We start from the raw sequence: 23,277 nt of genomic DNA on the forward strand, positions 1-23,277 counted from the left end.
ATACGCCAATGACCGGTCCGAGCCGCGGAACACTCCGGCGGGCCCGGCCCGGTCATCAGGCGTCAAGACATCGGCTGGCGATTAAGCCTTGTCTTTCTTCACTTCTTCAAACTCGGCGTCAACGACGTTGCCGTCTTCCGGCTTGCCCGCCTGCGCGTCCGCGCCGCCCTGCTGGGCGCCGGCTTCAGCCTGCTGAGCCTGGGCGTACATGATTTCGCCCAGCTTCTGGCTGGCCTTGGCCAGTTCTTCGGTCTTGGCTTCGATCTCGGCCTTGTCTTCGCTCTTGGCCACTTCCTCGGCAGCCTTCACCGCGTCTTCGATCTTGGCCTTCTCGGCGGCGTCGATCTTGTCGCCGTGCTCGGCCAGCGATTTCTTCACGCTGTGGATCAGGCCTTCCGCCTGGTTGCGCGCGGTGACCAACTCATGCAGCTTCTTGTCTTCCTCGGCATTGGCCTCGGCGTCCTTCACCATTTGCTGGATCTCGGCCTCGGACAAACCGGAGGAAGCCTGGATGGTGATGTTGGCCTGCTTGCCGGAAGCCTTGTCCTTGGCCGACACGTGCAGAATGCCGTTGGCGTCGATGTTGAATTCCACTTCGATCTGCGGAATACCGCGCGGCGCCGGCGGGATGTCACCCAGATTGAACTGGCCCAGGCTCTTGTTGGCGGAAGCCTTCTCGCGCTCGCCCTGCAGCACGTGGATGGTTACCGCGGTCTGGTTGTCGTCGGCGGTGGAGAATACCTGCGACGCCTTGGTCGGAATGGTGGTGTTCTTCTGGATCAGCTTGGTCAGCACGCCGCCCAGGGTTTCAATGCCCAAGGACAACGGGGTCACGTCCAAGAGCAGCACGTCCTTGCGGTCGCCGGACAACACCGAACCCTGGATCGCGGCGCCCACGGCCACGGCTTCGTCCGGGTTCACGTCCTTGCGCGGCTCCTTGCCGAAGAACTCCTTAACTTTTTCCTGTACCTTGGGCATGCGGGTCTGGCCGCCGACCAGGATCACGTCGGAGATCTCGTTGACCGACAGGCCGGCATCCTTCAGCGCCACGCGGCACGGCTCGATGGAGCGCTCGACCAGGTCTTCCACCAGGCTTTCGAACTTGGCGCGGGTGATCTTCATCGCCAAGTGTTTCGGGCCGGTGGCGTCCATGGTGATGTAAGGCAGGTTGACTTCGGTCTGGGTCGCGCTGGACAGCTCGATCTTGGCTTTTTCCGCCGCTTCCTTCAGACGCTGCAGCGCCATCACGTCGTTCTTCAGGTCCACGCCCTGTTCGCGCTTGAACTCGGTCACGATGTAGTCGATCACGCGCTGGTCGAAGTCTTCGCCGCCCAGGAAGGTGTCGCCGTTGGTCGACAACACTTCAAACTGGTGCTCGCCGTCCACGTCGGCGATTTCAATGATAGACACGTCGAAAGTGCCGCCGCCCAGGTCGTACACCGCGATCTTGCGGTCGCCTTCCTGCTTGGACAGACCGAAAGCCAGCGCCGCGGCGGTCGGTTCGTTGATGATGCGCTTCACTTCCAGACCGGCGATGCGGCCGGCGTCCTTGGTGGCCTGACGCTGGCTGTCGTTGAAGTAGGCCGGCACGGTGATCACCGCCTCGGTCACTTCCTCGCCCAGATAGTCTTCTGCGGCCTTCTTCATCTTGCGCAGCACTTCGGCGGAGAGTTGCGGCGGGGCCAGTTCTTGGTCGCGCACCTTCACCCAGGCGTCGCCGTTCTTGGCTTTCAGGATTTCGAAAGGCATCAGGTCGATGTCTTTCTGCACTTCCTTATCTTCGAAGCGGCGGCCGATCAGGCGCTTGGCGGCGTAGATGGTATTGCGCGGATTGGTCACCGCCTGGCGTTTGGCCGGCGCGCCGACCAGGATTTCGCCATCGTCCATGTAGGCGATGATGGACGGCGTGGTGCGAGCGCCTTCGGCGTTCTCGATGACTTTCGGGTTGCCGCCTTCCACTACCGATACGCAGGAGTTGGTGGTGCCCAAGTCGATGCCAATGATTTTACCCATGTCGAAGTTCCTTTATCTCAATTCGTTTCAGCGGCCATTTGCTTGATAGCGACCGCCTGTTGTCTCAATAGGTATTGGCTATGCTCATTATTTCAAGAGGAGCACGCCGCCCTTTTTTATGCTTTTGCCTTGGCCACCACCACCATCGCCGGACGCAGCACGCGGTCCGAGATCTGGTAGCCTTTTTGCATCACGCGCACGATGGTGTTGGGTTCGGCGTCAGCCTCTTCCGCGCTCATCGCCTGATGCTGATGCGGGTCCAGCTTGTCGCCTGTCTGAGGGGCGATGTCCTTGATCTGCGCCTTGTCGAAGGCGGAGACCAACTGCTTCAGCGTCATGTCCACGCCCATCTTCAGGGTGTCGATCTGGCCGCTCTGATCCAGCAAGGCCATCTCCAGATAGTCCTTCACCGACACCAGCTCGCCGGCGAACTTGGTAATCGCGTACTTGTGCGCGGCCGCCACGTCTTCCTGCGCGCGGCGGCGCTGGTTTTCCTGATCGGCGCGGGCGCGCAGCAACGCATCCTTCAGTTCGGCCACTTCCGCGTCCAAAGCGGCGATCTGCTGCTCTGCGCTCAGTTCTTGCTCTACGGCCTGCTCCGCCACCGTCGCGTCGATATTGTCATTGTCCACGGCTTCTGCCGCGATGTTTTGCTTGTCCTGCATGGCAATTCCTCGGATTTGGATTCAGCGGTACGAATAGTCCCGATTCAAGGTAGGGGCTTCATCGCGGAATTCAAGTCCTGAAAACGACTGAACCGTTTCAGACCGCCGCGCCCGGACTCCAAAACGCCGATGTGCGTTTGCGGACTTTTATTTTCTAAAAGCAAACGCTTGAGCGAGTCGCAATATTCGTTTTAGGAAAGTTGCTGTTAGCTTTTGAAAATCAACAATTTTCTTTGTGCTGCACTGCACACAAGCGTTTTTTTTTGTGCTAATAATTGAGCCACACCCGCAAGTGCTCCGCCCGAACAGCCGCTATCCGCAAGGCTGACACGGCGGACATGCCGAGCCGGCCCCATGAGGGCCGACCGCAAGAAAATCCGGAAAACCGGATAGCCAGATCGCTTAATGAGGATGCCGGCGTCTGCCGGCGCGCACAGAAACGTATCGAGAAGGGTTTTAGCATGACGACTCGCGAACAACGCATTGCAGCCATCCAGAAAGACTGGAACGAGAATCCCCGCTGGAAAGGCATCAAGCGCGGCTACAGCGCCGCCGATGTGGAACGCCTGCGCGGCTCGCTGCAGATTGAGTACTCGTTGGCGCGCAACGGCGCGGACAAGCTGTGGGGCCTTCTCCACAGCGAGCCGTACATCAACTGTCTGGGCGCGCTGACCGGCGGTCAGGCCATGCAGCAGGTCAAGGCCGGCGTCAAGGCCATCTATCTGTCCGGCTGGCAAGTGGCCGCCGACAACAATGAATACTCGGCGATGTACCCGGACCAATCGCTGTATCCGGTGGACTCGGTGCCCAAGGTGGTGGAGCGCATCAACAACGCCTTCACCCGCGCCGACGAAATCCAGCATTCCAAGGGCGTGGCTCAGGGCGATGCCGGCTTCATCGACTACTTCGCCCCCATCGTGGCGGATGCCGAAGCCGGCTTCGGCGGCGTGCTGAACGCCTATGAATTGATGAAGGCGATGATACGCGCCGGTGCCGGCGGCGTGCACTTCGAGGACCAATTGGCCTCGGTGAAGAAATGCGGCCATATGGGCGGCAAGGTGTTGGTGCCGACCCAGGAAGCTGTGCAGAAGCTGATCGCCGCGCGCTTGGCCGCCGACGTCTACGGCGTGCCCACTCTGGTGATCGCCCGCACGGACGCCGAAGCCGCCGATCTGTTGACCAGCGACTGCGACGAGCGCGACCGTCCCTTCCTGACCGGCGAGCGTACCGCCGAAGGCTTCTACAAAACCAAGAAAGGCCTGGAGCAGGCGATCAGCCGCGCCATCGCCTACGCCGACTACGCCGATCTGGTCTGGTGCGAAACCGGCACTCCGGATCTGGAGTTCGCGCGCAAGTTCGCCGAAGCGGTTCACGCCAAGCATCCGGGCAAGCTGCTGGCCTACAACTGCTCGCCGTCCTTCAACTGGAAGAAGAATCTGGACGACGCCACCATCGCCAAATTCCAGCGCGAACTGGGCGCGATGGGCTATAAGTACCAATTCATCACTTTGGCCGGCATTCACAACATGTGGTACAACATGTACGACCTGGCGCAGGATTATGTTGCCCGCGGCATGTCCGCCTATGTTGAGAAAGTGCAGGAGCCGGAGTTTGCCGCCCGCGAACGCGGCTACACCTTCGTCTCCCACCAACAGGAAGTGGGCACCGGCTACTTCGACGACGTCACCACCGTGATTCAGGGCGGCCAGTCCAGCGTTACCGCGCTGACCGGCTCCACCGAGGAGGAGCAGTTCCACTAAGCCGCGGTTCCGGCCGAGAAAACGCCCACCTTGCCGTGGGCGTTTTTATTTGTCCGCCCATGCGCCGCAAAAGCGCCGCTATTCAAGCGTACGGCTCGCGATACCGAAAACGCGTCAAGCCGCCTGGATTGTTTAATTTTACTAAACAATTAATTTATCCGGCGACGCTTTTTCAATTCATCATCATCGCCAATACTTGTTCAAGGCCCGCCTCGCTGCGGGCCTTTGTTAATTCACGGCAATATGAAAGGCTCCCATGGCGAAAGTCGTCGTTGTATATCACTCCGGTTACGGTCACACCCAGCAAGTGGCCCAGCATGTTGCCGAAGGCGCCGGCGCGCAACTGCTGGCCATCGACGCCGAGGGCAATCTGCCCGCCGGCGCCTGGGATCTGCTGAACAGCGCCGACGCCATCATTTTCGGTTCGCCCACCTATATGGGAAGCCCAAGCTGGCAGTTCAAGAAGTTCGCCGACGCCAGCTCCAAAGTCTGGTTCACTCGAGGCTGGCAGGACAAGGTGTTCGGCGGCTTCACCAATAGCGCCAGCCTGAACGGCGACAAGCAGGTGTCGCTGATTTATCTGCAAACCCTGGCGTCCCAACACGGCGGCCTGTGGGTCAGCCTGGGCCTGCTGCCCAGCAACGCCAAGAACGCCAGCCGCGAGGACATCAACAATCTGGGCGGCTCGGTGGGCCTGCTGGTGCAATCGCCGTCCGACGCCAGCGTCGACGAAATCCCGCAAGGCGATCTGGACACCGCCAAGGCCTATGGCCAGCGCGTGGCCGGCATTGCCGCCAAATTGCGCGGCTAAAAGTTCGTTCAGACAAGACAAAGGGGGCCAAGCGGCCCCCTTTTTTTCTTGCTCGCGCCCCGCGCTCAGCCGCGCGCGGCCAGTTGCTCCAGCAGCTTCTGGTGAATGCCGCCGAAGCCGCCGTTGCTCATCACCAGCACATGGTCGCCCGGCCTAGCCACGGCGACCACCGCCTGCAGCAGCGCGTCGAAATCGTTGAAGGTTTGCGCGCGCTCGCCCAGCTCGGCCAGCGCCTCCCCGGGGTTCCACCCCAAATTGGCGGCGGAACAGAACACCAGGTCGGCGTCGGCCAGAGAGGCCGGTAACGCCGCCTTCATCGTGCCCAGCTTCATGGTGTTGGAGCGCGGCTCCAACACCGCCAGGATGCGCGCGCCGCCCGCCTTTTGGCGCAGGCCGGCCACCGTGGTGGCGATGGCGGTGGGATGATGGGCAAAATCATCGTACACCGTGACTCCGGCCGCCACGCCGCGCACTTCCATCCGCCGCTTGACGTTTTGAAAGCGCGACAAGGCGTCGATGGCCTGGCTCACCGTCACACCGACATGACGAGCGGCGGCGATCGCCGCCAAGGCGTTCAGACGGTTGTGCTCGCCCATCAAGTCCCAGCGCACCCGGCCCTGAATCTGGCCATTGAACAACACATCGAAATGGCCGTTGTCCTCCAGCGCGCCCAATTGCCAGCCGGCGGCCGCGCCAAAGCGCTCCACCGGCGTCCAGCAGCCGCGCTCCAACACCCGATCCAGGCTGGCCTCCCGGCCATTGCTGACGATCAGGCCCTGGCCCGGCACCGTGCGCACCAGATGGTGGAACTGGGTTTCTATCGCCGCCAGGTCGGCGAAGATGTCGGCGTGGTCGAACTCCAGATTATTCAGCACCGCGGTGCGCGGGCGGTAATGGACGAACTTGGAGCGCTTGTCGAAAAAGGCGGTGTCGTATTCGTCGGCCTCAATCACAAAGAAGGGGCTGACGCTGGCTGCGTCCAGGCGCGGCGGGCCCGGTAACCGCGCCGACACGCCGAAGTTCTGCGGAATGCCGCCAATCAGGAAGCCCGGCGCCAGGCCGGCGTCTTCCAAGATCCAGGCCAGCATTGAACTGGTGGTGGTTTTGCCGTGAGTGCCGGCTACCGCCAATACCCATAAGTCCTTAAGCACGTTTTCCGCCAGCCACTGCGGGCCGGAAATATAAGGCAGCCCGCGGTTGAGGATTTCCTCCATCAGCGGCTTGCCGCGCGTCACCACATTGCCCACCACGAAGATGTCCGCGCCGATGTCGGCCTGCTCCGCTCCAAAGCCCTGAATCAGCTCGATGCCCATGGCTTCCAGCTGGGTGCTCATCGGAGGGTAAACATTGGCGTCGCAGCCGGTGACCTTGTGGCCGGCCTGTTTGGCGATAGCGGCGATGCCCCCCATGAAGGTGCCGCAAATGCCCAGGATATGGATGTGCATAGTTCGGTTCAGCGTATTGAAACGGCAAAACGGCAAGCATACCGGAAAGCGGCCGCCGCCGACATCCGAGCTCGCAAGCCGCAGCACGCCCGGCCGCGACTGTCCTTCGGATCAGGCCGCGCCGACAAAACATGACATTAGGCTTAAACGACATTCACCTGGAACTAGGCTGAATTGGCCGCCCCGCAGCTGTTCATGGGCAAACACGCCAACTCGGAGACCAAGATGAATATGCTCAAAGCTCGCTTCGCTCCCCTTCCGCTGGGCCTCGCCGCGCTGCTGCTCGCGGCGCCCGGCTACGGCGAAGACCTTCCGCAGATAGACAACCCGCCGCGGCTGCTGGCTATCCCCACAACTCAGTCCGCCGGCGCGCTCAATACCGCCGCCCTGCTCCGCGCGCCGCTGGAGCGGGACCAGCCGCAGGCCGCCCCGCGCGAAGTCGTCTACGATCTGGACATCCGCTATCGCTACGGTTGGATCCGCAACCCCTCGCTGGAACGACCCGGACAAATCCATTACGACAAAGTCGCTCTGCGCAGCTACCTGCCCGGCGCGCTCAGCCCAGTCGCAACGCCGGCCTCCTCTAAGCCCAACGCCACGCCCTTCGTCGCCCCGCTGATCGAGGTCTATCCAGGACAGACGGTGCGCATCAGCCTGAACAACAAGCTGGACCGCGACGCCGACGGCAAGCCCGTCCGCGACCCCAGTTGCACCGACCAGGGCGGCAGCGGCAACCAGCCCCATTGTTTCAACGGCACCAATCTGCATACCCACGGGCTATGGGTCAACCCCGCCGGCAATAGCGACAATGTGCTGATCTCCATCAACCCCGGCGTCAGCTTTCAATACGAGTACAACATCCCGCCCGACCACCCGGCCGGCACCTTCTGGTATCACACCCATCGCCACGGCTCCACCGCGTTGCAGGTGTCCAGCGGCATGGCCGGCGCGCTGATCGTGCGCGGCACGCGGCAACCCACCCAACGACAGAACGGCGACATCGACACCCTGCTGCAGCCCTACGCCGGAGCCGGCTTCCAAGAGCGGGTGCTGGTGTTTCAGCAGATCCAGTACGCCTGCCGCTTCAAGGCCGGACAATACAAGGGCGAGATCAAGACCTACGGCAACACCGCCATCCCGCCAAACGAAGAGGACCAGCGCTACCGCTGCGACGACGGCGATGTGGCCGGCATCGAAGGCTACGACCAGTTCGGTCCCAAGACCTGGCAAGAGTCCGGCCGCTACACCAGCATCAACGGCGTGGTATTGGGCAAGATGGCCCAAGCGCGGGCCGGCGATGTGGAACGCTGGAGAATGGTTCACGCCGGCGTGCGCGACACCATCAATCTGAAGCTGCGCCGGCTCAGCGACGGCGCGCCGCCGCTGGCCGGTCTGTTCGCCAAGCAGATGGACGATTACGTTAGCCGCTATTGCCTCGGCCCGGATCTGGATCTTCCCCTGATCGCCGCAGACGGCCTGACCATGGGCAAGGTGCAAACCCGCAAGAGCGTGGTGTTCCAGCCCGGCTATCGCTGGGACGCTCTGGTTTCCTTCCCCAGCGCCGGCAAATACTGCCTGCTCAACGACGTCAAGGTCAGCAGCACCATTGACCGCTCGGCGCCGTCGGCCCGCTTGCTGGGCGTGGTGGACGTTGCGCCCGGCCAGGTCTCCCGACCGCTACAGGACGTGTTGATCGGCGCAGCCCGCGCGCACTTCCCGCCCGCCGTCGCCAACAAGGTCAGCGCGGAACTGCGCAACGGAATGAAGCTGAGCAGCTTTGTGCCGCATCCGGACATAAGCCCCAAGGAAGTCACCGGAACCCAGACGCTGACTTTCAACATCGACGTGTCCCAGCCCGGCGCCGCCTTCTTCCAGGTGGACGGCAAACCCTATGCCGGCGAGCGCATAGATCGCACTCTGAAGCTGGGCGGCGTGGACGAGTGGAGGCTGCGCTCCGACTTCGTCAGCCACCCCTACCATATCCACGTCAACCCGTTCCAGATCGTCAAGATAGAAGACCCCAAGGGCAACGACATCAGCGCGGAAGGCGCGCCGGATTCGATGGACCCGGGCGATACGCAATACAGCGGCCTGAAAAACGTCTGGAAAGACACTTTGTGGGTGAAAAACATCGAAGCCAGCAATGACCCGAAAATTGCCGCGGCCGGCCGCTACACGATCACCATCCGCACCCGCTATCAGCGTTATATCGGCGACTTCGTGCTGCATTGTCACATCCTGGATCACGAGGACCAGGGCATGATGCAGAACATCCGCATTGCGCTGCCGGACGGCAAGGGGGGCACCACCTTCGGCCACCATTGAGCCGCCCTTCAATAAAAAAGCCCGCGGCAGCGGGCTTTTTCTACAAGGGGACGGCTGCTTCAGAAGAAAATCAGCGTCATCAGCACAAACAAGGGCAGCAGGATGGCGCAGGACCAACCCAGATAGCCGAAGAAGCTCGGCATCTTCACATGACGATGCTCGGCGATGGCCTTGACCATGAAGTTGGGCGCGTTGCCGATATACGTATTGGCGCCCATGAACACCGCGCCCATGGAGATCGCCAGCAGGGTGTCCGCCATCGGGCCCATCAGCACCTGGGCGTCGCCATGAGCCAGGTTGAAGAACACCAGATAGGTGGGCGCATTGTCCAGGAAGCTGGACAGAATGCCGGTCATCCAGAAATACATCACGTTCACCGGCTGGCCGTTGGCATCGGACACCATGCGCACCAGGCCGGCCAAGTGGCCGTCGGCGCCGGCGCGCAGAATCGCGATCACCGGGCCTATGGTGATGAAGATCCCGGCGAACAGCTTGCCCACTTCCAGAATGGGGTCCCAGTTGAACTCGTTGCCGGCGCGCACCTGTTTGGGGGTGATCCACAGCGAAGCGAAGGCCAGGCCGATCAAGGCCAGGTCGCGCACGATGTTCTGCAGCTCCACATGCGTGCCCATGATGTCGAACTGCACGCCCGGCTTCCAGACGCCGGACATCAGCACCGCGGAGATGATGCCGGCCAACAGGAACAGATTGCGCTTGCCGTGCAGCTTAATCGGCTTGTCCTTGGAGCGGTCGATTTCCGGCAGCGTGCCCGCCTGCGCTTCCTTCTTGAAGAAATGGCTGTCCAACACATAGAAAATGGCCAGCAGTGCCAGCGACAACACCAGCACCGGCAGCGCCATGTGCTGCACGGTCCAGCCGAAGCTCACGCCCTTGAGGAAGCCGAGGAACAGCGGCGGATCGCCCAGCGGGGTCAGGCCGCCGCCGACGTTGGCCACCAGGAAGATGAAGAACACCACCACGTGCACATTGTGCTTGCGCTTCTCATTGGCGCGCAGCAAGGGACGGATCAGCAGCATCGCCGCGCCGGTGGTGCCCATCAGCGAGGCCAGTACCGTGCCTATCGCCAGGATGGCGGTGTTGAGCTTGGGCGAGCCGTGCAGCGAGCCCCACACCAGAATGCCGCCGGACACGGTGTACAGCGAAAACAGCAGCACAATGAAGGGAATGTATTCGGCGAACAAAGCATGAACGATTAGCGCCATCGAAGTGCCCAGGCCGTAAGCCACCGCGAAGGGCGCCAGGAACAACACGGTCCAAACCGCGGTGATCTTGCCGAAGTGGTGGTGCCAGATGCCCGGCGCGAATATGGGGAATAGCGCGATGGACAGCAAAATGCCGGCAAACGGCAGTCCCCAGGCCAGGCTCAGCGTGGCGCCGTCCAGTTCGGCGGCTTGCGCCAGCGCCGGCAGCAGAGCCAGCGCGGCGGCGCTAAAGAGTTTTTTGGTCATCTATCTTCCCGAGGGCATGACGCCCATTGATAAAAGCGCCATCGCCTGCGCCGCGTGAGGGCAGGCTATGCAAAGAGTGGACTCCGGCGGTGTTATCGACGCGGAACGGCAGCCGGGTGCCGTTGCGCTGACACGTCAGGCCGGCGCGGATCTCGTCTCCCTGGGAGCGGCGCGTCCGGTTTCGACCCAAACGGTTACAAAGCGTTACATCGTCCCATAACTCGGGCAGTCCGGACAAGGAAAACCGGAATCGGAACCAAGAGTTTTGGCGTGATTGCCACGCTAATTAAGCATTTGATGAAACAAGGCCGGCGGCTCGCTGCCGCCGGCCTTGCCTGCATGAGCGAACCGGCCTCAGCGCTGGATGAATTCGATCTTGTAGCCGTCTGGATCCTCGACGAAGGCGATCACCGTTGTACCGTGCTTCATCGGGCCGGCTTCGCGGGTCACCTTGCCGCCTTTGGCGCGCACCATGTCACAGGCGGCGTAAGCGTCCGGAACTTCCACGGCGATGTGGCCGTAAGCGCTGCCCAGTTCGTAGGATTCGGTGTCCCAGTTGTGAGTCAGCTCCAGCACCGTCTGCTCTTCTTCCGCGCCGTAACCCACGAAGGCCAGGGTGAAGCGGCCGTCCGGATAATCCTGGCGGCGCAACAGTTTCATATCGAGCACTTCCTGGTAAAACGCCAGCGAGCGCTCCAGGTTGCCCACTCGCAGCATGGTGTGCAATAGACGCATCATTCTTCTCCTTGTGATTCATCAAAATGGAACAGCCCGGCGCCGTGCAGCTTCAGCCAACGCCGTGCCGCCTGCCAGTCCGGGAACAAACGCGCAGTCTCCGCCCAGAAGGCGGGCGAATGATTCATGTGTTCCAGATGGGCCAATTCATGGGCGATCACATAGTCCAGCACCGCCGGCGGAGCCTGCAGCAAGCGCCAGTTCAACCGAATCATTCCGGCGGCGGTGCAACTGCCCCAGCGCGTGCGCGCCGACGACAGCTGCAGGCCGCAGGGCTGGCGACGACAGCCTCGCGCCAGTTCCGACATCCGCGCCGGAAAGCGCAAAGCCGCCTCTCTCTTGAAGAAACGGCGCACCGCCTGCTTCAAGGCGGCCACGTCGCCGTTGATGATACCGGTAACAATCAAACCGTCCGCCGTCAGCCTGGCCGTACGCCTCGCGCCGGCCGCCAACACGATGGGCAGGGCCTCGCCCCGCCAGCGCAGCTGACTGAGATCATCGGCTTGCCGCCGCGCCTGCCTCTGTCGCGCCACATGACCGGCGATCCAGTCTCGACGCTCCAACAACACTTCGCGCAAACGAGCGGCGCTGACCGCCGGATGGGCTACCAGTTCCACCCTGCCCGCGCTAACCCGAATGCCCACGCTCTTGCGCGGACGCCGGGTCAGCACCACATCCACCTCGCCGTCAGGCAGCGGCAGACGCAGCCAGACGCTTGCGCTTTTCATCCTCGTCCGCAAACGGGCCGACACCGCCGATCTCGCGCTGACGCGCCTCGATCCACTGCTCGGCCTCCTTCATCATCGCCTCCGGTCCCAGCTCTTCGCTCGGCACAATGGGCTTGCCCACCACCACAGTGATTTCACCGGGGTATTTCAGAAAGGCGTTGCGCGGCCAGAACTCGCCGGCGTTGTGCGCCACCGGCACCAGCGGCATGTCGAACTGCTTGGCCATGCGCGCGGCGCCCAGCTTGTATTTGCCCACCACGCCCGGCTTGGTGCGGGTGCCTTCCGGGAATACCGTGATCCAGAAACGGTGGCGTTTGCGCTCCAAGCCCTGCTCCAGCAGGCGCTGGTTGGCGTTGGCGCGGTCGGAGCGGTTGATGATGATGGGGTTCATCAGCACCAGGCCCCAGCCGAACACCGGAATCCAGGTCAGCTCGCGCTTGGCCACGTACACCTGCCACGGAAAGATCTTCTGCAAGGCCAAGGTTTCCCAGCCGGACTGGTGCTTGGAACAGATCACCGACGGCTGCTCAGGCAGGTTTTCCGCGCCCAGCACCTTGTATTTCAAGCCGATCACATGCTCCAGCATCCACAGCAGGCTCAAGGCCCAGCTGACGCCGAACACATGGCGCGCGCGACGCGGCAGCGGCGCGGACAGCAGCAGCAGGAAGAAGAAGAGCGGCGTGACGATCATCAGCACCAGCCAGTACAGCAGGTTACGAAGCCATAAACTCAGCATGCTTGGAACACTATCCTTTTCTGAAATCAACGTTCGCGGGAATCGATCAGATATTCCGCGGCGTCGTACAAATCGTCGAACACCAGGGTGCCGGCCGGCAGTTCGCCGTCGGCCAGCGTCTTGGCGCCCTTGCCGGTCTTGACCAAGATGGGCAAGCCGCCCACCGCCGCCACCGACTCCAAATCACGGCGGCTGTCGCCGATCAGCGGCAAACCGTCCAGCTTCACATTGAAGCGCTCCGCGATCTCCAGCACCATGCCCGGCAATGGCTTGCGGCAGTCGCAGCCGGCGCTGGGGCCGTGCGGACAGAACAGCACCGCGTCGATGCGGCCGCCGGCCTGGCCCACCAGCCTGTGCATCTTCTCATGCATGGCGTTAAGCGCTTGCATGTCGAACAGGCCGCGGCCGATGCCGGATTGATTGGTGGCCACCACCACGCGCCAGCCGGACTGGGTCAGGTTGGCGATCGCCTCCAGGCTGTGTTCGATCGGCACCCACTCCGCCGGCGATTTGACGAAATCGTCGCGGTCCTCGTTGATCACGCCGTCGCGGTCGAGTATCACTAGTTTCACGGTTTTCCCCGTCCAGAGCGCCGGGGCGGCCGCGGGCCGCCCCATCGGATTACTCCGCCAGCAGCGAGATATCCGCCACGCGGTTGAACAAGCCGGCCAGACGCGCCAACAAGGCGATGCGGTTGTTGCGCACCGCGACGTCGTCCGCCATCACCATCACTCCGTCAAAGAAAGCGTCCACCGGCGCGCGCAGCGAAGCCAACTGAGTCAGCGCGGCGGCGAAGTCGCGGGCGGCGAACTTGCCGTCCACCTGCGGCGCCAGTTGCTCGACGGCGGCGAACAGCGCCTGCTCGGCCGCTTCGCTCAGCAGCGCCGGGTTCACCGCGCCCACTTCGCCTTCGGCCTTCTTCAGGATGTTCTTCACCCGTTTGTTGGCGGCGGCCAGCGCGGCCGCTTCCGGCAAGGCCTTGAAGGCGGCCACCGCGGACAAGACCGCGCGCACTTCCGCCAGCCGGCTGGGCGCCTGGGCCAACACCGCGTCGATCTCGTCGCCCTTGTAATCGGCGGCGAGGAAATTCTTCAGACGGTCCATCATGAAGCCGAACACCTCGTCGGCCACGGCGGCGGACAGCTTGCCGGCCGGGAAGGCGGCGACGACGATGTTCAGCAGCGCTTTCAGATCCAAATCCGCTTCCAGCGCCATGCGCACCACGCCCAGGGCGGCGCGGCGCAATGCGAACGGGTCCTTGTCGCCGGTGGGAATCAGGCCGATGCCCCAGATGCCGACGATGGTTTCCAGTTTGTCCGCCAGCGCCACCGCGGTGGCGATCTTGCCTTCCGGCAACGTGTCCCCGGCGAAGCGCGGGTGGTAATGGCCTTCGACGGCGGCGGCCACTTCGGCGTGCTCGCCGTCGTGCTGGGCGTAGTACATGCCCATCACGCCTTGCAGTTCGGGGAATTCGCCCACCATGTCGGACACCAGATCGGCCTTGGCCAGATAGGCGGCGCGGGCGGCCAGCGCGGCGTCGGCGCCCAGCTCATGGGCGATGGCGCCGGCGATGCTCTGCAGGCGCTCGACGCGCTCCAGCAAGGAACCGATCTTATTGTGGTAGACCACATTGGCCAGACGCGGCAGCCGGCTGTCCAGCCGCGCCTTCTGATCCTGCTCGAAGAAGAACTTGGCGTCGGACAGACGCGCGCGCAATACGCGCTCGTTGCCGCCGACGATAAAGGACGGATCGGCGGTTTCCAGATTGGACACCAGCAGGAAGCGGTTCATCAGCTTGCCGGAGGCGTCCAGCAGCGGAAAATACTTCTGGTTCTGCTGCATGGTCAGAATCAGGCACTCCTGCGGCACGCGCAGGAATTCAGCCTCGAAACCGGCTTCCAGCACCACCGGCCACTCCACCAGGCCGGTCACCTCGTCGAACAAGGCTTCCGGCGCGGCGATGGTGGCGTTCAGGCGGGCGGCGGCCTCGGTCAGTTTGTGGCGGATCAGTTCGCGGCGAGCGTCGAAGCTGGCCACCACCTTGCCGGATTCATGCAGGGTGCGCGCGTAGGCGTCGGCGTTGGCCACCGTCACCTCGCCTTCGGACAAGAAACGATGGCCGCGGGTGCGCTGCCCGCTTTGCAGGCCCAGCACTTCTCCCGGCACCACCGCGTCACCGTGCAGCATGATCAAGCCGTGCACCGGACGCACGAATTGCACATCCAGGCTGCCCCAGCGCATCAGCTTGGGCGCCGGCAGCTTTTTCAGCGCCAGCGCCACCACGTCGGCCAGCACCGCGGCCAGCGGCTGGCCCTGCTTGACGCTTTCATAGGCGTACACGTCCTGCTTGCCGTCGCTCATCGTGGACAGCGCGGACACCTCCACGCCGCAGGAGCGGGCGAAACCGGCCAGCGCCGGCGTGGGTTGACCATCCTTGAGTCCGGCGGCCACGGCCGGGCCTTTGCGGGTGATTTTCTGGTCAGGCTGCAAGGCGGCCACATTGGCCAGTTGCACCGCCAGGCGGCGCGGCGAGGCGTAAACCGTCGCCTCGGCGTCGGCCGGCGCGAACTGCATTCTCTTCAATTCGTCGCCAATGGTCTGGGCAAAGCTGGCGGCCAGCTTTTCCAGCGCTTTGGGCGGCAGCTCCTCGGTGAGCAGCTCAATCAGCAATGTCTGGTTCATATTCACTCGAAAACTTAACGCTTGGCGGCCCCGGCGGCTTCGCAGATCACCTTCATCATGGCGTCGGCGACCGATCCCCCATACACGGGCTGCCATTTCCAGGCGTGACGCGGCACTGGAAACAGGGTTGAGAACAGGTGCTTGTTGTTGCGATCGAAATAATCGGAACTAACAAACACGTACTGGTACTTGCCGCAGTCGGCGTAGCCTACGCTGCGGCGGATATTGAATTTCAGCTTGTAGCTTTTCTCGTACTGGACCTTGTCGAACCGTTCCTGGTTGACGAAGTGCACCAGTCCGTCCTGCCCCAGCCATAGCGAATTGCCGTCTATCGCCAACTGCAGCGCCTTGCCATCCTGATACGCCACCCAGTCGGCGGCGGGTTCGGCCTGCGCCGGCAAGGCCAACGCGGCGCATAGGCATGCGAAAAAAGCTTTCATGCGCATTCCCTCTGTCAAGAAACGGCCGGGGCGGCAAGCCAAGCTCAGGCCTGCCGGCACATCGGGAAGCCCAGCGCTTCGCGGGCGTCGTAATAGGCCTGCGCCACGCCGCGGGACAGGGTGCGGATGCGGCCGATGTAGGTGGCGCGCTCGGTCACCGAGATCGCGCCGCGCGCGTCCAGCAGGTTGAACGCGTGGCCGGCTTTGAGGATCATTTCGTAAGCCGGCAACGGCAGGCTGGCCTCCAGCAGCGACTTGGCCTCGGCCTCGTAATCGTTGAACTGGCGGAACAACAGCTCGACATTGCTGTGTTCGAACGCGTACTTGGATTGCTCCACTTCGTTCTGGAAGAACACATTGCCGTAAGTCACCGGCTGGCCGTCCGGCAAATGGGTCCAGATCAGATCGTAGACGTTCTCAACGCCCTGCAAATACATGGCCAGGCGTTCCAGGCCGTAGGTGATCTCGCCCAGAACCGGCTTGCAGTCCAGGCCGCCCACTTGCTGGAAGTAGGTGAATTGGGTCACTTCCATGCCGTTCAGCCAGACTTCCCAGCCCAGCCCCCAGGCGCCCAGAGTCGGGTTTTCCCAGTCGTCCTCAACAAAGCGGATATCCTGCACCGTCGGATCCAGGCCCAGCTCCTTCAAGGAGCCCAGATACAGTTCCTGGATATTGGACGGAGACGGCTTCAACACTACCTGGAATTGATGATGCTGAAACAGGCGGTTGGGGTTTTCGCCGTAACGGCCGTCCTTGGGACGGCGGGACGGCTGCACATAGGCCGCGTTCCACGGCTCCGGCCCCAGCGCCCGCAGAAAGGTGGCGGTGTGGGAAGTCCCCGCGCCCACTTCGGTGTCGTAAGGCTGCAACAAGGCGCAGCCCTGGCGGTTCCAATAGTGCTGGAGCGTGAGGATGATTTCCTGGAAGGTAAGCATAGACGTGGCAAGCAAAGTGAAAAGTCAAAGGCCGATTCTACCGCCTAGCGTCCCCCGCGCAAAGCCAAGCCGTTGGCGGCAAATCAAAAAGGCCGGCGAAATATCCTCCCGCCGGCCCGCCTCGCGTCGCGTCGCCCTCATTTGCCCGTCGCCGGCACCATGTCCCGGAACTTGCGCTTGGTGTATTTGGCGTAGATGCGCTCCACGCTGCCGTCGCGAATCAAATCGCCTATCGTCGCGTCCAGCCGCGCCGCCAGCGCCGCCTGTCGATCGCTGAAAGTGGGCGATAAATCTGTTCGGTCTATCACCGGCTGCAGGATCTCCACATTCGACCGCAGGGACGCGCCCCAGACATCGCACAATACGAACTGGCGGTGGCCGCCGGTCAGCATCGCGTAAAGCTGATCCTCGTCGTTGCTCGGCTCCAGTTTCCAGTTGGGGTAGTTCAGAATCTTCGGCGTATAGGTGTAGCCGCGCACCATGCCCACAGTCTGGCCCTGCACCAGCTTCCAATCGAAGGACTTGACCGGCGAGCCTCGCTTGACGCACAAGGCCACCGGATAGCTGGAGTAAACGTTTTTGAAACGCGGCGTCTGCGCCGCGACCTCATTGTCGATCACCGCGTCGTAATCGCCGGTTTTGATACCTCGCAGGCAACGCTCCCACGGCGCGCCCTCCATCGTGACCGGCACGTTCATCCGGCGGAAGGCCTCCTGCAATACGTCGTGACTGATGCCGGAATCCACCTTGCCGTTTTTCACATAGGTGAACGGCTGCCACTCCACTCCGCATAGTTTGACCGGGGCCTGCGCCGCCGCCCCCGCCGACAGCAAGCCGGCTCCGACAGCCGCCATCCATAGACTCGCCCTCATCGCCCGCTCCTTTCGCCCGGCTGTCCGCGACGATTTGTTATATGCCGTATCCGCGACAATGCAAAGCCTGCTCCGCCAGCCGGTCCGCCAGCGCCCGGCCCTTGGCCAGGCAATCCGGCAGCGACACCCCGTCCAGCCAGTTGGCGCACGCATGCAGACCTCGCTCGCTCGCGGCCGCCGCCAGCGGCCGCAAGGCCGCCATCGCCGGGGTGCCCTGCGGCAACGCCTGCGGCCAGCGTACAATGCGCTGGCTCAAGGGCTCGCCTTCCAGACCGAACAGGCGCGCCAGTTCCAGGTTCAAACGCCGCAACAAGGTCTGGTCCGGCAATCCGGCCAACGCCGCCTGGCGACGGCCGCCGATAAAACTGGTCACCAGCCTCAAACCGGGCGCAGCCGTGTGTGGATAAATCCGGCTGGACATCAAATGTCCCAAGGCCAGAGCCTGCTCGCTGGCGGGGTGCAAACCGCCAAAGCCATTCAACGGCCGACGCAGCGCTTCCGCCTCCGCTACCGTGGCCACTACGGTCAGCGGCGCGTAGGGCAGCGCCGCGCAGGCGTTCGCCCATTCCGGCTCGCAATCCCTCAACAACAAGGCCGTCTGCGGCGCAGGCAAGGCCAGCACCACGGCGCTGGCCGGCTGCGGCCCTCGCGGCGTCAGCACTCGCCAGCCCTCGCCTGCGCGCTCCAGGCCCAGTACCGGACAGCCCAGCCTCACGTCCAGATCGCGCGCCAGCCGCTCGGCCAGGCTGGACAGCCCGCCCGCCAGCGTGAACATTCGCTTGCGTCTCGTCTCCCCGCGCCGCCAACGCCGCCACATGCCCAAGGCCAGCGAACCAGCCTCCCGCTCCGCGGCCGCCAATGCGGGCAAGCATTCCGCCATCAGCAATTCTTCCGGATCTCCGGCGAATACGCCGCCGATGAACGGGTCCACCAGAGTGGCCAGCGCTTCCTCGCCCAGCCGGCGCCGGAAGAAGGCCGCCACCGTTTCCGCCTCCGCCGGCGCGGAACGACGCCAGGGCTCGCTCAATAAACGCCATTTGGCGCCCCAACTGAAGTAGGAGCCGGTCAGCAGCGCGGCCGGGCCGTCGGGCAAGGCGCAGTAATGACCGTGCCGCAACACGAAACGCCGCTGCGGCCCCGGCGCCGGCGGCAAGGGCGTCAGCCCAAGCTCCAACAGCCATTGCCACAAGGCTTCGTCCGCCAACACGGTGTTGGGCCCCGCCTCCATCAAGCCCGGCGCCAAGTCCAGGCTCAGCACCTTGCCGCCCACCCTGTCGGACGCTTCGAACACCACCGCATCCACGCCGCGCCGGCGCAACTGCCAGGCGCAGGCCAGGCCGGACATTCCCGCGCCTATCACCGCAATCATTTCCCGTCCCCTCTAAATTGGGCCTGTTCAAAGTCTCGCGAGTGAAAAGAGAGGCAAGGCGAAAACGGCTGAGAAAGCGGAATGTACTTACGGTACATGAGCATTTCGAAGCCGTTTTCAACGCCGTATCGCCGAAGCACAGCAAACTTTGAACAGGTTCTAAGTTCCAGTATGCCTAGAGCGGCCCGCACGCCGGTTGATCCGCGGCAAGCCGGCTCGCGCCCAAGTTAACACATTCAGTTTTTAATTGACCTTGCTCTGTATATACACTTACAGTCAATCGTCATTATTAGAATAAAAACTCACCCCGCCGCGCCGGAGCGCTCCCGTCCCGGCCCCCGTCTTTCTTGAGGAGAAGCGTCATGCAGGCAAAACCGTCAAGCAGCCTGATAGAGAAAAGGGCAATCGATTTCATCCCGGAGAACGAGCGCCACGGCCGCTTGCTCAGCCAGTTCACTTTATGGTTCAGCGCCAATTTGCAAATCACCGCCGTCATCACCGGCGCGCTGGCGGTGGTGCTGGGCGGAGAGGTGTTCTGGTCCTTGATCGGCTTGTTGATCGGCCAACTGCTGGGCGGCGCGGTGATGGCTTTGCACGGCGCGCAAGGCCCGCGGCTGGGCTTGCCGCAAATGATCTCCAGCCGCGTGCAGTTCGGCGTGCAGGGCGCCACCATTCCTTTGGCGCTGGTCTGCGTGCTCTACGTCGGTTTCAATTCCACCGGCACCATTCTGTCCGGGCAGGCCATCGCTCAGTTGGCCGGGGTCAGCCGCCAGACCGGCATCCTGATCTTCTCCGCCGTCATCGCCGTTTTCGCCGTGTGCGGTTACCGGATGATCCACCTGCTGGGACGCGTGGCCAGCGTATTCGGCCTCGTCGCCTTCGCCTACCTGTTCGCGCGTCTGCTGAGCGTCAACGATATCGCGCCGCTGCTGCGAAATCATCGCTTTGCCTGGGATACCTTTCTGCTGGCGGTTTCGCTGTCCGCGTCCTGGCAAATCGCTTTCGGCCCCTATGTCGCCGATTATTCCCGCTATCTCCCCGGTGCCACCTCCCCGCTGCGCACCTTTCTATGCGTCGGCGGCGGCTCGGTGCTCGGCGCGCAGATCGCCATGACCTTGGGAGTATTTGCCGCCGCGCTGGTAGGCAAATCGTTCGCCGGCCGGGAGGTGGCTTACATCGTCGGCCTGGGCGGCGACGGCGCGATGGCCGGCTTGCTGTTTTTCAGCATCGCCTTCGGCAAGATTACCGTATCGACGCTGAACGCCTACGGCAGCTTCATGTGCCTGGCCACCATCATCAGCGGCTTCAAGCGCCAGGCTCGGATAGGCCAGGTTCAACGCCTGATCTTAGTGCTGGCCATCGTAGGCCTGTCCACCTGGATTGCGCTGGCGGCGCAGGCCGACTTCCTGCGGTATTTCAAATCCTTCATCCTGTTTCTGCTGACCTTTTTCACCCCGTGGAGCGCCATCAATCTGGTGGATTACTACTGGATCAACAAAGAACGATACGATTTGCCCGCGCTCAGCGACCCCGACGGGGCATACGGTCGCTGGAATAAGGTTGGCATCGGCTGCTACGCGTTCGGACTGCTGGCTCAGTTACCCTTCATCGACACCGGCTTTTACAGCGGGCCTCTGCTGCCCTATCTGAGCCAGGTGGACGTTTCCTGGCTGGTCGGCCTGGCCGCGCCCGGCGCACTGTATTTCCTCCTGGCCCGCAAGCGGGCTCCGCGGGCCGCGCCAGCCTGCGCCGCCAAGTAAAACAAGCATCCAATACAAACGGCGCCTCCTGCAGGACGCGCCGTTTGTCTTCCATTCTCTTCTCTCAATCCTCCTGACAGCTGGTATCCGTTCAACTGGGCAGTTCCGGGGGCGGTAGGCAAATTTCCGCCTCATGCCGAAGCCCGCTCAAAGGCCTAGGGACTGAAGGGAACCGGCGGGCCAGGCTTGCAAAGTGGCTTTTAGAACCTGTTCGTAGTCTGCGGCGCCTCAGTGGGATATTTTGGACAAGGGCGTTGAAAACCATCTCAAAATGCTCATGTACCCCTTGCACATTCCGCTTTCTCAGCGGTTTTCGCCTTCTCTCTCCCTCGCTCGCGAGACTTTGAACAGGCTCTTAGCCGCCGCTTGCGCTTGTCCGCAGCGCGGCCCTCCCCGCCACCGGATTACCGTCATCGCCCACCAGCAGAAAACGGACTTCCACCGCCTCAGCGGCGCAGGGCAACGGAGCAGCCAAAACCAGCGTTTCCCCTGTCCGGGGCGCTAACATGTCCGCTGCCGGCGCTTGCGCCTCCCCTCCTGCGCAAGCGACTTCCAAAGAGCGGAAAGTGGCGTAATAGGGGCTGGGATTGTCTATGCGCAATCGCAGCCCGCCCACCCCCTGTTCCAGCGCGAAGCTCAGCAACCCCGGCAAATCCTCCACTGAGGAGGTCAGCTTGGCCGGCCGCATGAATAGTTTCATCTGAGTACGCAGCGTGACCGTCAGCGTCTGGCTGTCCGCCGGCAAGTCCGTCCGCGCCGGCGGAATCTCGTACAGGTTCAGCCAGAACAGCGACTCGCGGTCCGCGGGCAGAGGTACGCCGGTGGCGATCAGACGCAGGCTGATCTGCGCTTTCGGGTTGAGGCGGAAAATCGGCGGTATCGGCATTACCGCCGCCTCCGCCGCGCCGACAGCGTCCGGTCCAGACTCCAGCCGGCCGTCGTCCACCCAGGCCTGCACCACCACCGGATAGGGATTGAGATTGACCAGTTGCAGCGATTGCTCGGCGCTGCCGGCGGCGAATACCACCCTCGTGGACTCCGCCAACAAGCCGGCCTGGCTGCTGCCGCACCACAGACACAGCAGCGCGCGCGCGCCCCATTGCGCCCAACCGCTACTGGACACGGACCACCACCTGCGCGGTCGCGTTCAAGAAACCTGCCTTGACCCGCTTTCCCGGCAGCCGAATCAGCGTCGCGCGCATCCTGGCATGATAGCGGGTCAAGCCGTTCTGATTCTCCATCGCGTCCGCGTCCTGCAACACCGGATACCAGCCAGCTCCCGCGCCGCCGCCGGTGATCAGCTCACTGCCCAGCAAGTTCAGCGCCTGGCCGTCTGGCCGGCTCAAAGCCACTCCCACACCGGTTGCCACCGCGGGGTTGTCGGCATAGCCGTCGGACAGCAGATGCGTGACTCCGCTGCCGCCTGGGACGCCCAGATCCTCATTCAACGCCGCCTGGTAATTGGCCGACTGCACCAACACCCCCATCGCCGTCTGCCCTGTTCCAGTACCGCTTTGGAAGCCAGACAGCCCGATATTGGCCGGAGCGCCGGTCTGGCATTGCAGGCGGACATCGACCGGCAGCGTGCGCTGCCCGCCCTTCTCCAGTTCCACCGCGCTGATAGGCGGGAAGGTCACCACCGGCGTCACCATTTCCACGCGGCAGCTGGCGTTTCGGCGTACCTTGACGGTTTGATATGGATTGATGGCGCCGGGCCAGGCGTCGTAGAAACCGGACCACTGCGACGCGTGATCCACGCCCTCTCCCAATAACGGCGACAAACCGCCGCCTTGAAACGCGCTATAGGCAATGGGCTGCGAATAATCCCAGTTCTGGCCGGCCACACCGTCCTGCCAAGCAATATCCCCCGAACCCTGGGATTGACTGTATTTGAAAAATTCCACCTTGTAATTGCTAAAGTGCTTGGCCTTGATCAGATACCACTTTTTCGAATCTATGTCGCGATCCTTATCCAGCACCAGTTGCCGCCGCTTCCAATAGCGCGACGCATATTCGCCGGTATTCAGATTGGTCACCCGCGCCATCAGACCACGCTGTACCGTGCGGTAAGACTCCGGCAAACCAATCGCGCTGCCCTCTTCGTCCTTACCAGCCCAAGGATTGTCGCCATTAGTCGAGTAGTATTCGTAAAAAGACTCCGGCGATTCCTGCGGCGAGCAACGAAACAACACTTGCTCCGGCGAATAGCCTCCGATATGGCCGGAGCCCAGGTCGTAAATGCTCAGCACCTTGCTGCCAAGCAAAGTGCCGTCGGGCTGGAACGCTTCATTATTCATATTGATGGTCATCGCCATCGCGCCCTTTCCTGCGGAATCGTGCGCCCCATCCCAAACCCGCACCACCCCCTTACCCGGCTCGACATAGTCCACAGCATTGCTATCGTTCGTCGGCGTGGCCCGCGACACGCGATAACAAGCGGCTTCCGCCTGCACGCTGTACGCCCCCACCCCCAGCAAGCCCAGCGCCAGGGCCACGCGCGCCATCGCGTCGGATTGAAATTTCATCTTGCTC

Annotated in this window: 19 protein-coding genes; 4 read left to right on the plus strand and 15 right to left on the minus strand. The window is 62.8% G+C overall.

The window, feature by feature from the left end; genetic code table 11:
* Positions 1-81 precede the first annotated feature (81 nt).
* Together dnaK and grpE are read right to left on the minus strand one after the other, a co-directional pair.
* On the minus strand, positions 82-2,013 hold the full coding sequence (dnaK, locus tag HA052_RS06500) for a molecular chaperone DnaK (RefSeq protein ID WP_166451272.1): 1,932 nt from the start codon (positions 2,011-2,013) through the stop codon (positions 82-84).
* Positions 2,014-2,129: 116 nt separating this feature from the next.
* Positions 2,130-2,678 carry a nucleotide exchange factor GrpE gene (gene grpE / locus HA052_RS06505; protein WP_166451273.1) on the minus strand — a complete coding sequence of 183 codons (549 nt, stop codon included), beginning with the start codon at positions 2,676-2,678 and terminating at the stop codon, positions 2,130-2,132.
* A gap of 461 nt (positions 2,679-3,139) precedes the next feature.
* Here grpE and aceA point away from each other — a divergent pair, with 461 nt between their 5' ends.
* Both aceA and HA052_RS06515 read left to right on the plus strand, forming a co-directional pair.
* Positions 3,140-4,438, plus strand: a complete 1,299-nt coding sequence (gene aceA, locus HA052_RS06510; protein WP_019101049.1) for an isocitrate lyase — start codon at positions 3,140-3,142, stop codon at positions 4,436-4,438.
* 256 nt (positions 4,439-4,694) lie between these two features.
* Positions 4,695-5,249 carry a flavodoxin family protein gene (locus HA052_RS06515; RefSeq protein WP_019101048.1) on the plus strand — a complete coding sequence of 185 codons (555 nt, stop codon included), beginning with the start codon at positions 4,695-4,697 and terminating at the stop codon, positions 5,247-5,249.
* 65 nt (positions 5,250-5,314) lie between these two features.
* On the opposite strand, the gene mpl is transcribed toward HA052_RS06515, so the two are convergent.
* Positions 5,315-6,694, minus strand: coding sequence for a UDP-N-acetylmuramate:L-alanyl-gamma-D-glutamyl-meso-diaminopimelate ligase (gene mpl, locus HA052_RS06520; RefSeq protein WP_166451274.1), 1,380 nt, complete (start codon positions 6,692-6,694; stop codon positions 5,315-5,317).
* Positions 6,695-6,919: 225 nt separating this feature from the next.
* Between mpl and HA052_RS06525 the strand changes: the two genes are divergently transcribed.
* The gene (locus HA052_RS06525; protein WP_206118789.1) at positions 6,920-9,019 is read left to right on the plus strand and encodes a multicopper oxidase family protein; all 2,100 of its coding nucleotides are present in this window, start codon (positions 6,920-6,922) and stop codon (positions 9,017-9,019) included.
* A gap of 59 nt (positions 9,020-9,078) precedes the next feature.
* Here the strand turns inward: HA052_RS06525 and HA052_RS06530 are convergent, their stop codons facing one another.
* The 10 genes from HA052_RS06530 to hemG all read right to left on the minus strand — a co-directional run bounded on the left by HA052_RS06530 (position 9,079) and on the right by hemG (position 18,985).
* Complete coding sequence (locus tag HA052_RS06530; RefSeq protein WP_166451275.1) at positions 9,079-10,488, minus strand: sodium:proton antiporter; 1,410 nt, start codon at positions 10,486-10,488, stop codon at positions 9,079-9,081.
* A 354-nt stretch (positions 10,489-10,842) separates the two neighbouring features.
* Positions 10,843-11,223 (minus strand): lactoylglutathione lyase, encoded by a 381-nt coding sequence (gloA, locus tag HA052_RS06535; protein WP_166451324.1) that lies wholly within the window; start codon positions 11,221-11,223, stop codon positions 10,843-10,845.
* Positions 11,223-11,951 carry a M48 family metallopeptidase gene (locus HA052_RS06540; protein WP_240937287.1) on the minus strand — a complete coding sequence of 243 codons (729 nt, stop codon included), beginning with the start codon at positions 11,949-11,951 and terminating at the stop codon, positions 11,223-11,225. Before HA052_RS06540 ends, gloA begins: the two co-directional genes overlap by 1 nt.
* Positions 11,911-12,687, minus strand: a complete 777-nt coding sequence (locus tag HA052_RS06545; RefSeq protein ID WP_166451276.1) for a lysophospholipid acyltransferase family protein — start codon at positions 12,685-12,687, stop codon at positions 11,911-11,913. The genes HA052_RS06540 and HA052_RS06545 overlap by 41 nt, the downstream gene beginning before the upstream one ends.
* Before the next feature lie 26 nt (positions 12,688-12,713).
* The gene (gene gmhB, locus HA052_RS06550; RefSeq protein WP_019103520.1) at positions 12,714-13,259 is read right to left on the minus strand and encodes a D-glycero-beta-D-manno-heptose 1,7-bisphosphate 7-phosphatase; all 546 of its coding nucleotides are present in this window, start codon (positions 13,257-13,259) and stop codon (positions 12,714-12,716) included.
* Between the two features lie 49 nt (positions 13,260-13,308).
* Positions 13,309-15,369: a glycine--tRNA ligase subunit beta gene (gene glyS, locus HA052_RS06555; protein ID WP_166451277.1), complete on the minus strand. Its 2,061-nt coding sequence runs from the start codon at positions 15,367-15,369 to the stop codon at positions 13,309-13,311.
* A 14-nt stretch (positions 15,370-15,383) separates the two neighbouring features.
* A complete protein-coding gene (locus HA052_RS06560) occupies positions 15,384-15,809 on the minus strand; it encodes a surface-adhesin E family protein (protein WP_166451278.1) in 426 nt (141 codons plus the stop codon).
* Positions 15,810-15,853: 44 nt separating this feature from the next.
* Complete coding sequence (glyQ, locus tag HA052_RS06565; protein WP_166451279.1) at positions 15,854-16,744, minus strand: glycine--tRNA ligase subunit alpha; 891 nt, start codon at positions 16,742-16,744, stop codon at positions 15,854-15,856.
* A 137-nt stretch (positions 16,745-16,881) separates the two neighbouring features.
* Positions 16,882-17,616 (minus strand): substrate-binding periplasmic protein, encoded by a 735-nt coding sequence (locus tag HA052_RS06570; RefSeq protein ID WP_166451280.1) that lies wholly within the window; start codon positions 17,614-17,616, stop codon positions 16,882-16,884.
* Between the two features lie 37 nt (positions 17,617-17,653).
* Complete coding sequence (hemG, locus tag HA052_RS06575) at positions 17,654-18,985, minus strand: protoporphyrinogen oxidase (protein WP_166451281.1); 1,332 nt, start codon at positions 18,983-18,985, stop codon at positions 17,654-17,656.
* A 362-nt stretch (positions 18,986-19,347) separates the two neighbouring features.
* Here hemG and HA052_RS06580 point away from each other — a divergent pair, with 362 nt between their 5' ends.
* Entirely contained in the window at positions 19,348-20,745 is a 1,398-nt protein-coding gene (locus tag HA052_RS06580; protein WP_166451282.1) for a purine-cytosine permease family protein, read from the plus strand.
* Positions 20,746-21,100: 355 nt separating this feature from the next.
* On the opposite strand, the gene HA052_RS06585 is transcribed toward HA052_RS06580, so the two are convergent.
* Together HA052_RS06585 and HA052_RS06590 are read right to left on the minus strand one after the other, a co-directional pair.
* Positions 21,101-21,868 (minus strand): fimbria/pilus periplasmic chaperone, encoded by a 768-nt coding sequence (locus HA052_RS06585; RefSeq protein ID WP_206118792.1) that lies wholly within the window; start codon positions 21,866-21,868, stop codon positions 21,101-21,103.
* The gene (locus tag HA052_RS06590) at positions 21,858-23,270 is read right to left on the minus strand and encodes a fimbrial protein (RefSeq protein WP_206118793.1); all 1,413 of its coding nucleotides are present in this window, start codon (positions 23,268-23,270) and stop codon (positions 21,858-21,860) included. Before HA052_RS06590 ends, HA052_RS06585 begins: the two co-directional genes overlap by 11 nt.
* Positions 23,271-23,277: the final 7 nt, after the last annotated feature.

The sequence above is a fragment of the Chromobacterium fluminis genome (assembly GCF_011602385.1).
GTDB classification, from domain to species: domain Bacteria; phylum Pseudomonadota; class Gammaproteobacteria; order Burkholderiales; family Chromobacteriaceae; genus Chromobacterium; species Chromobacterium fluminis.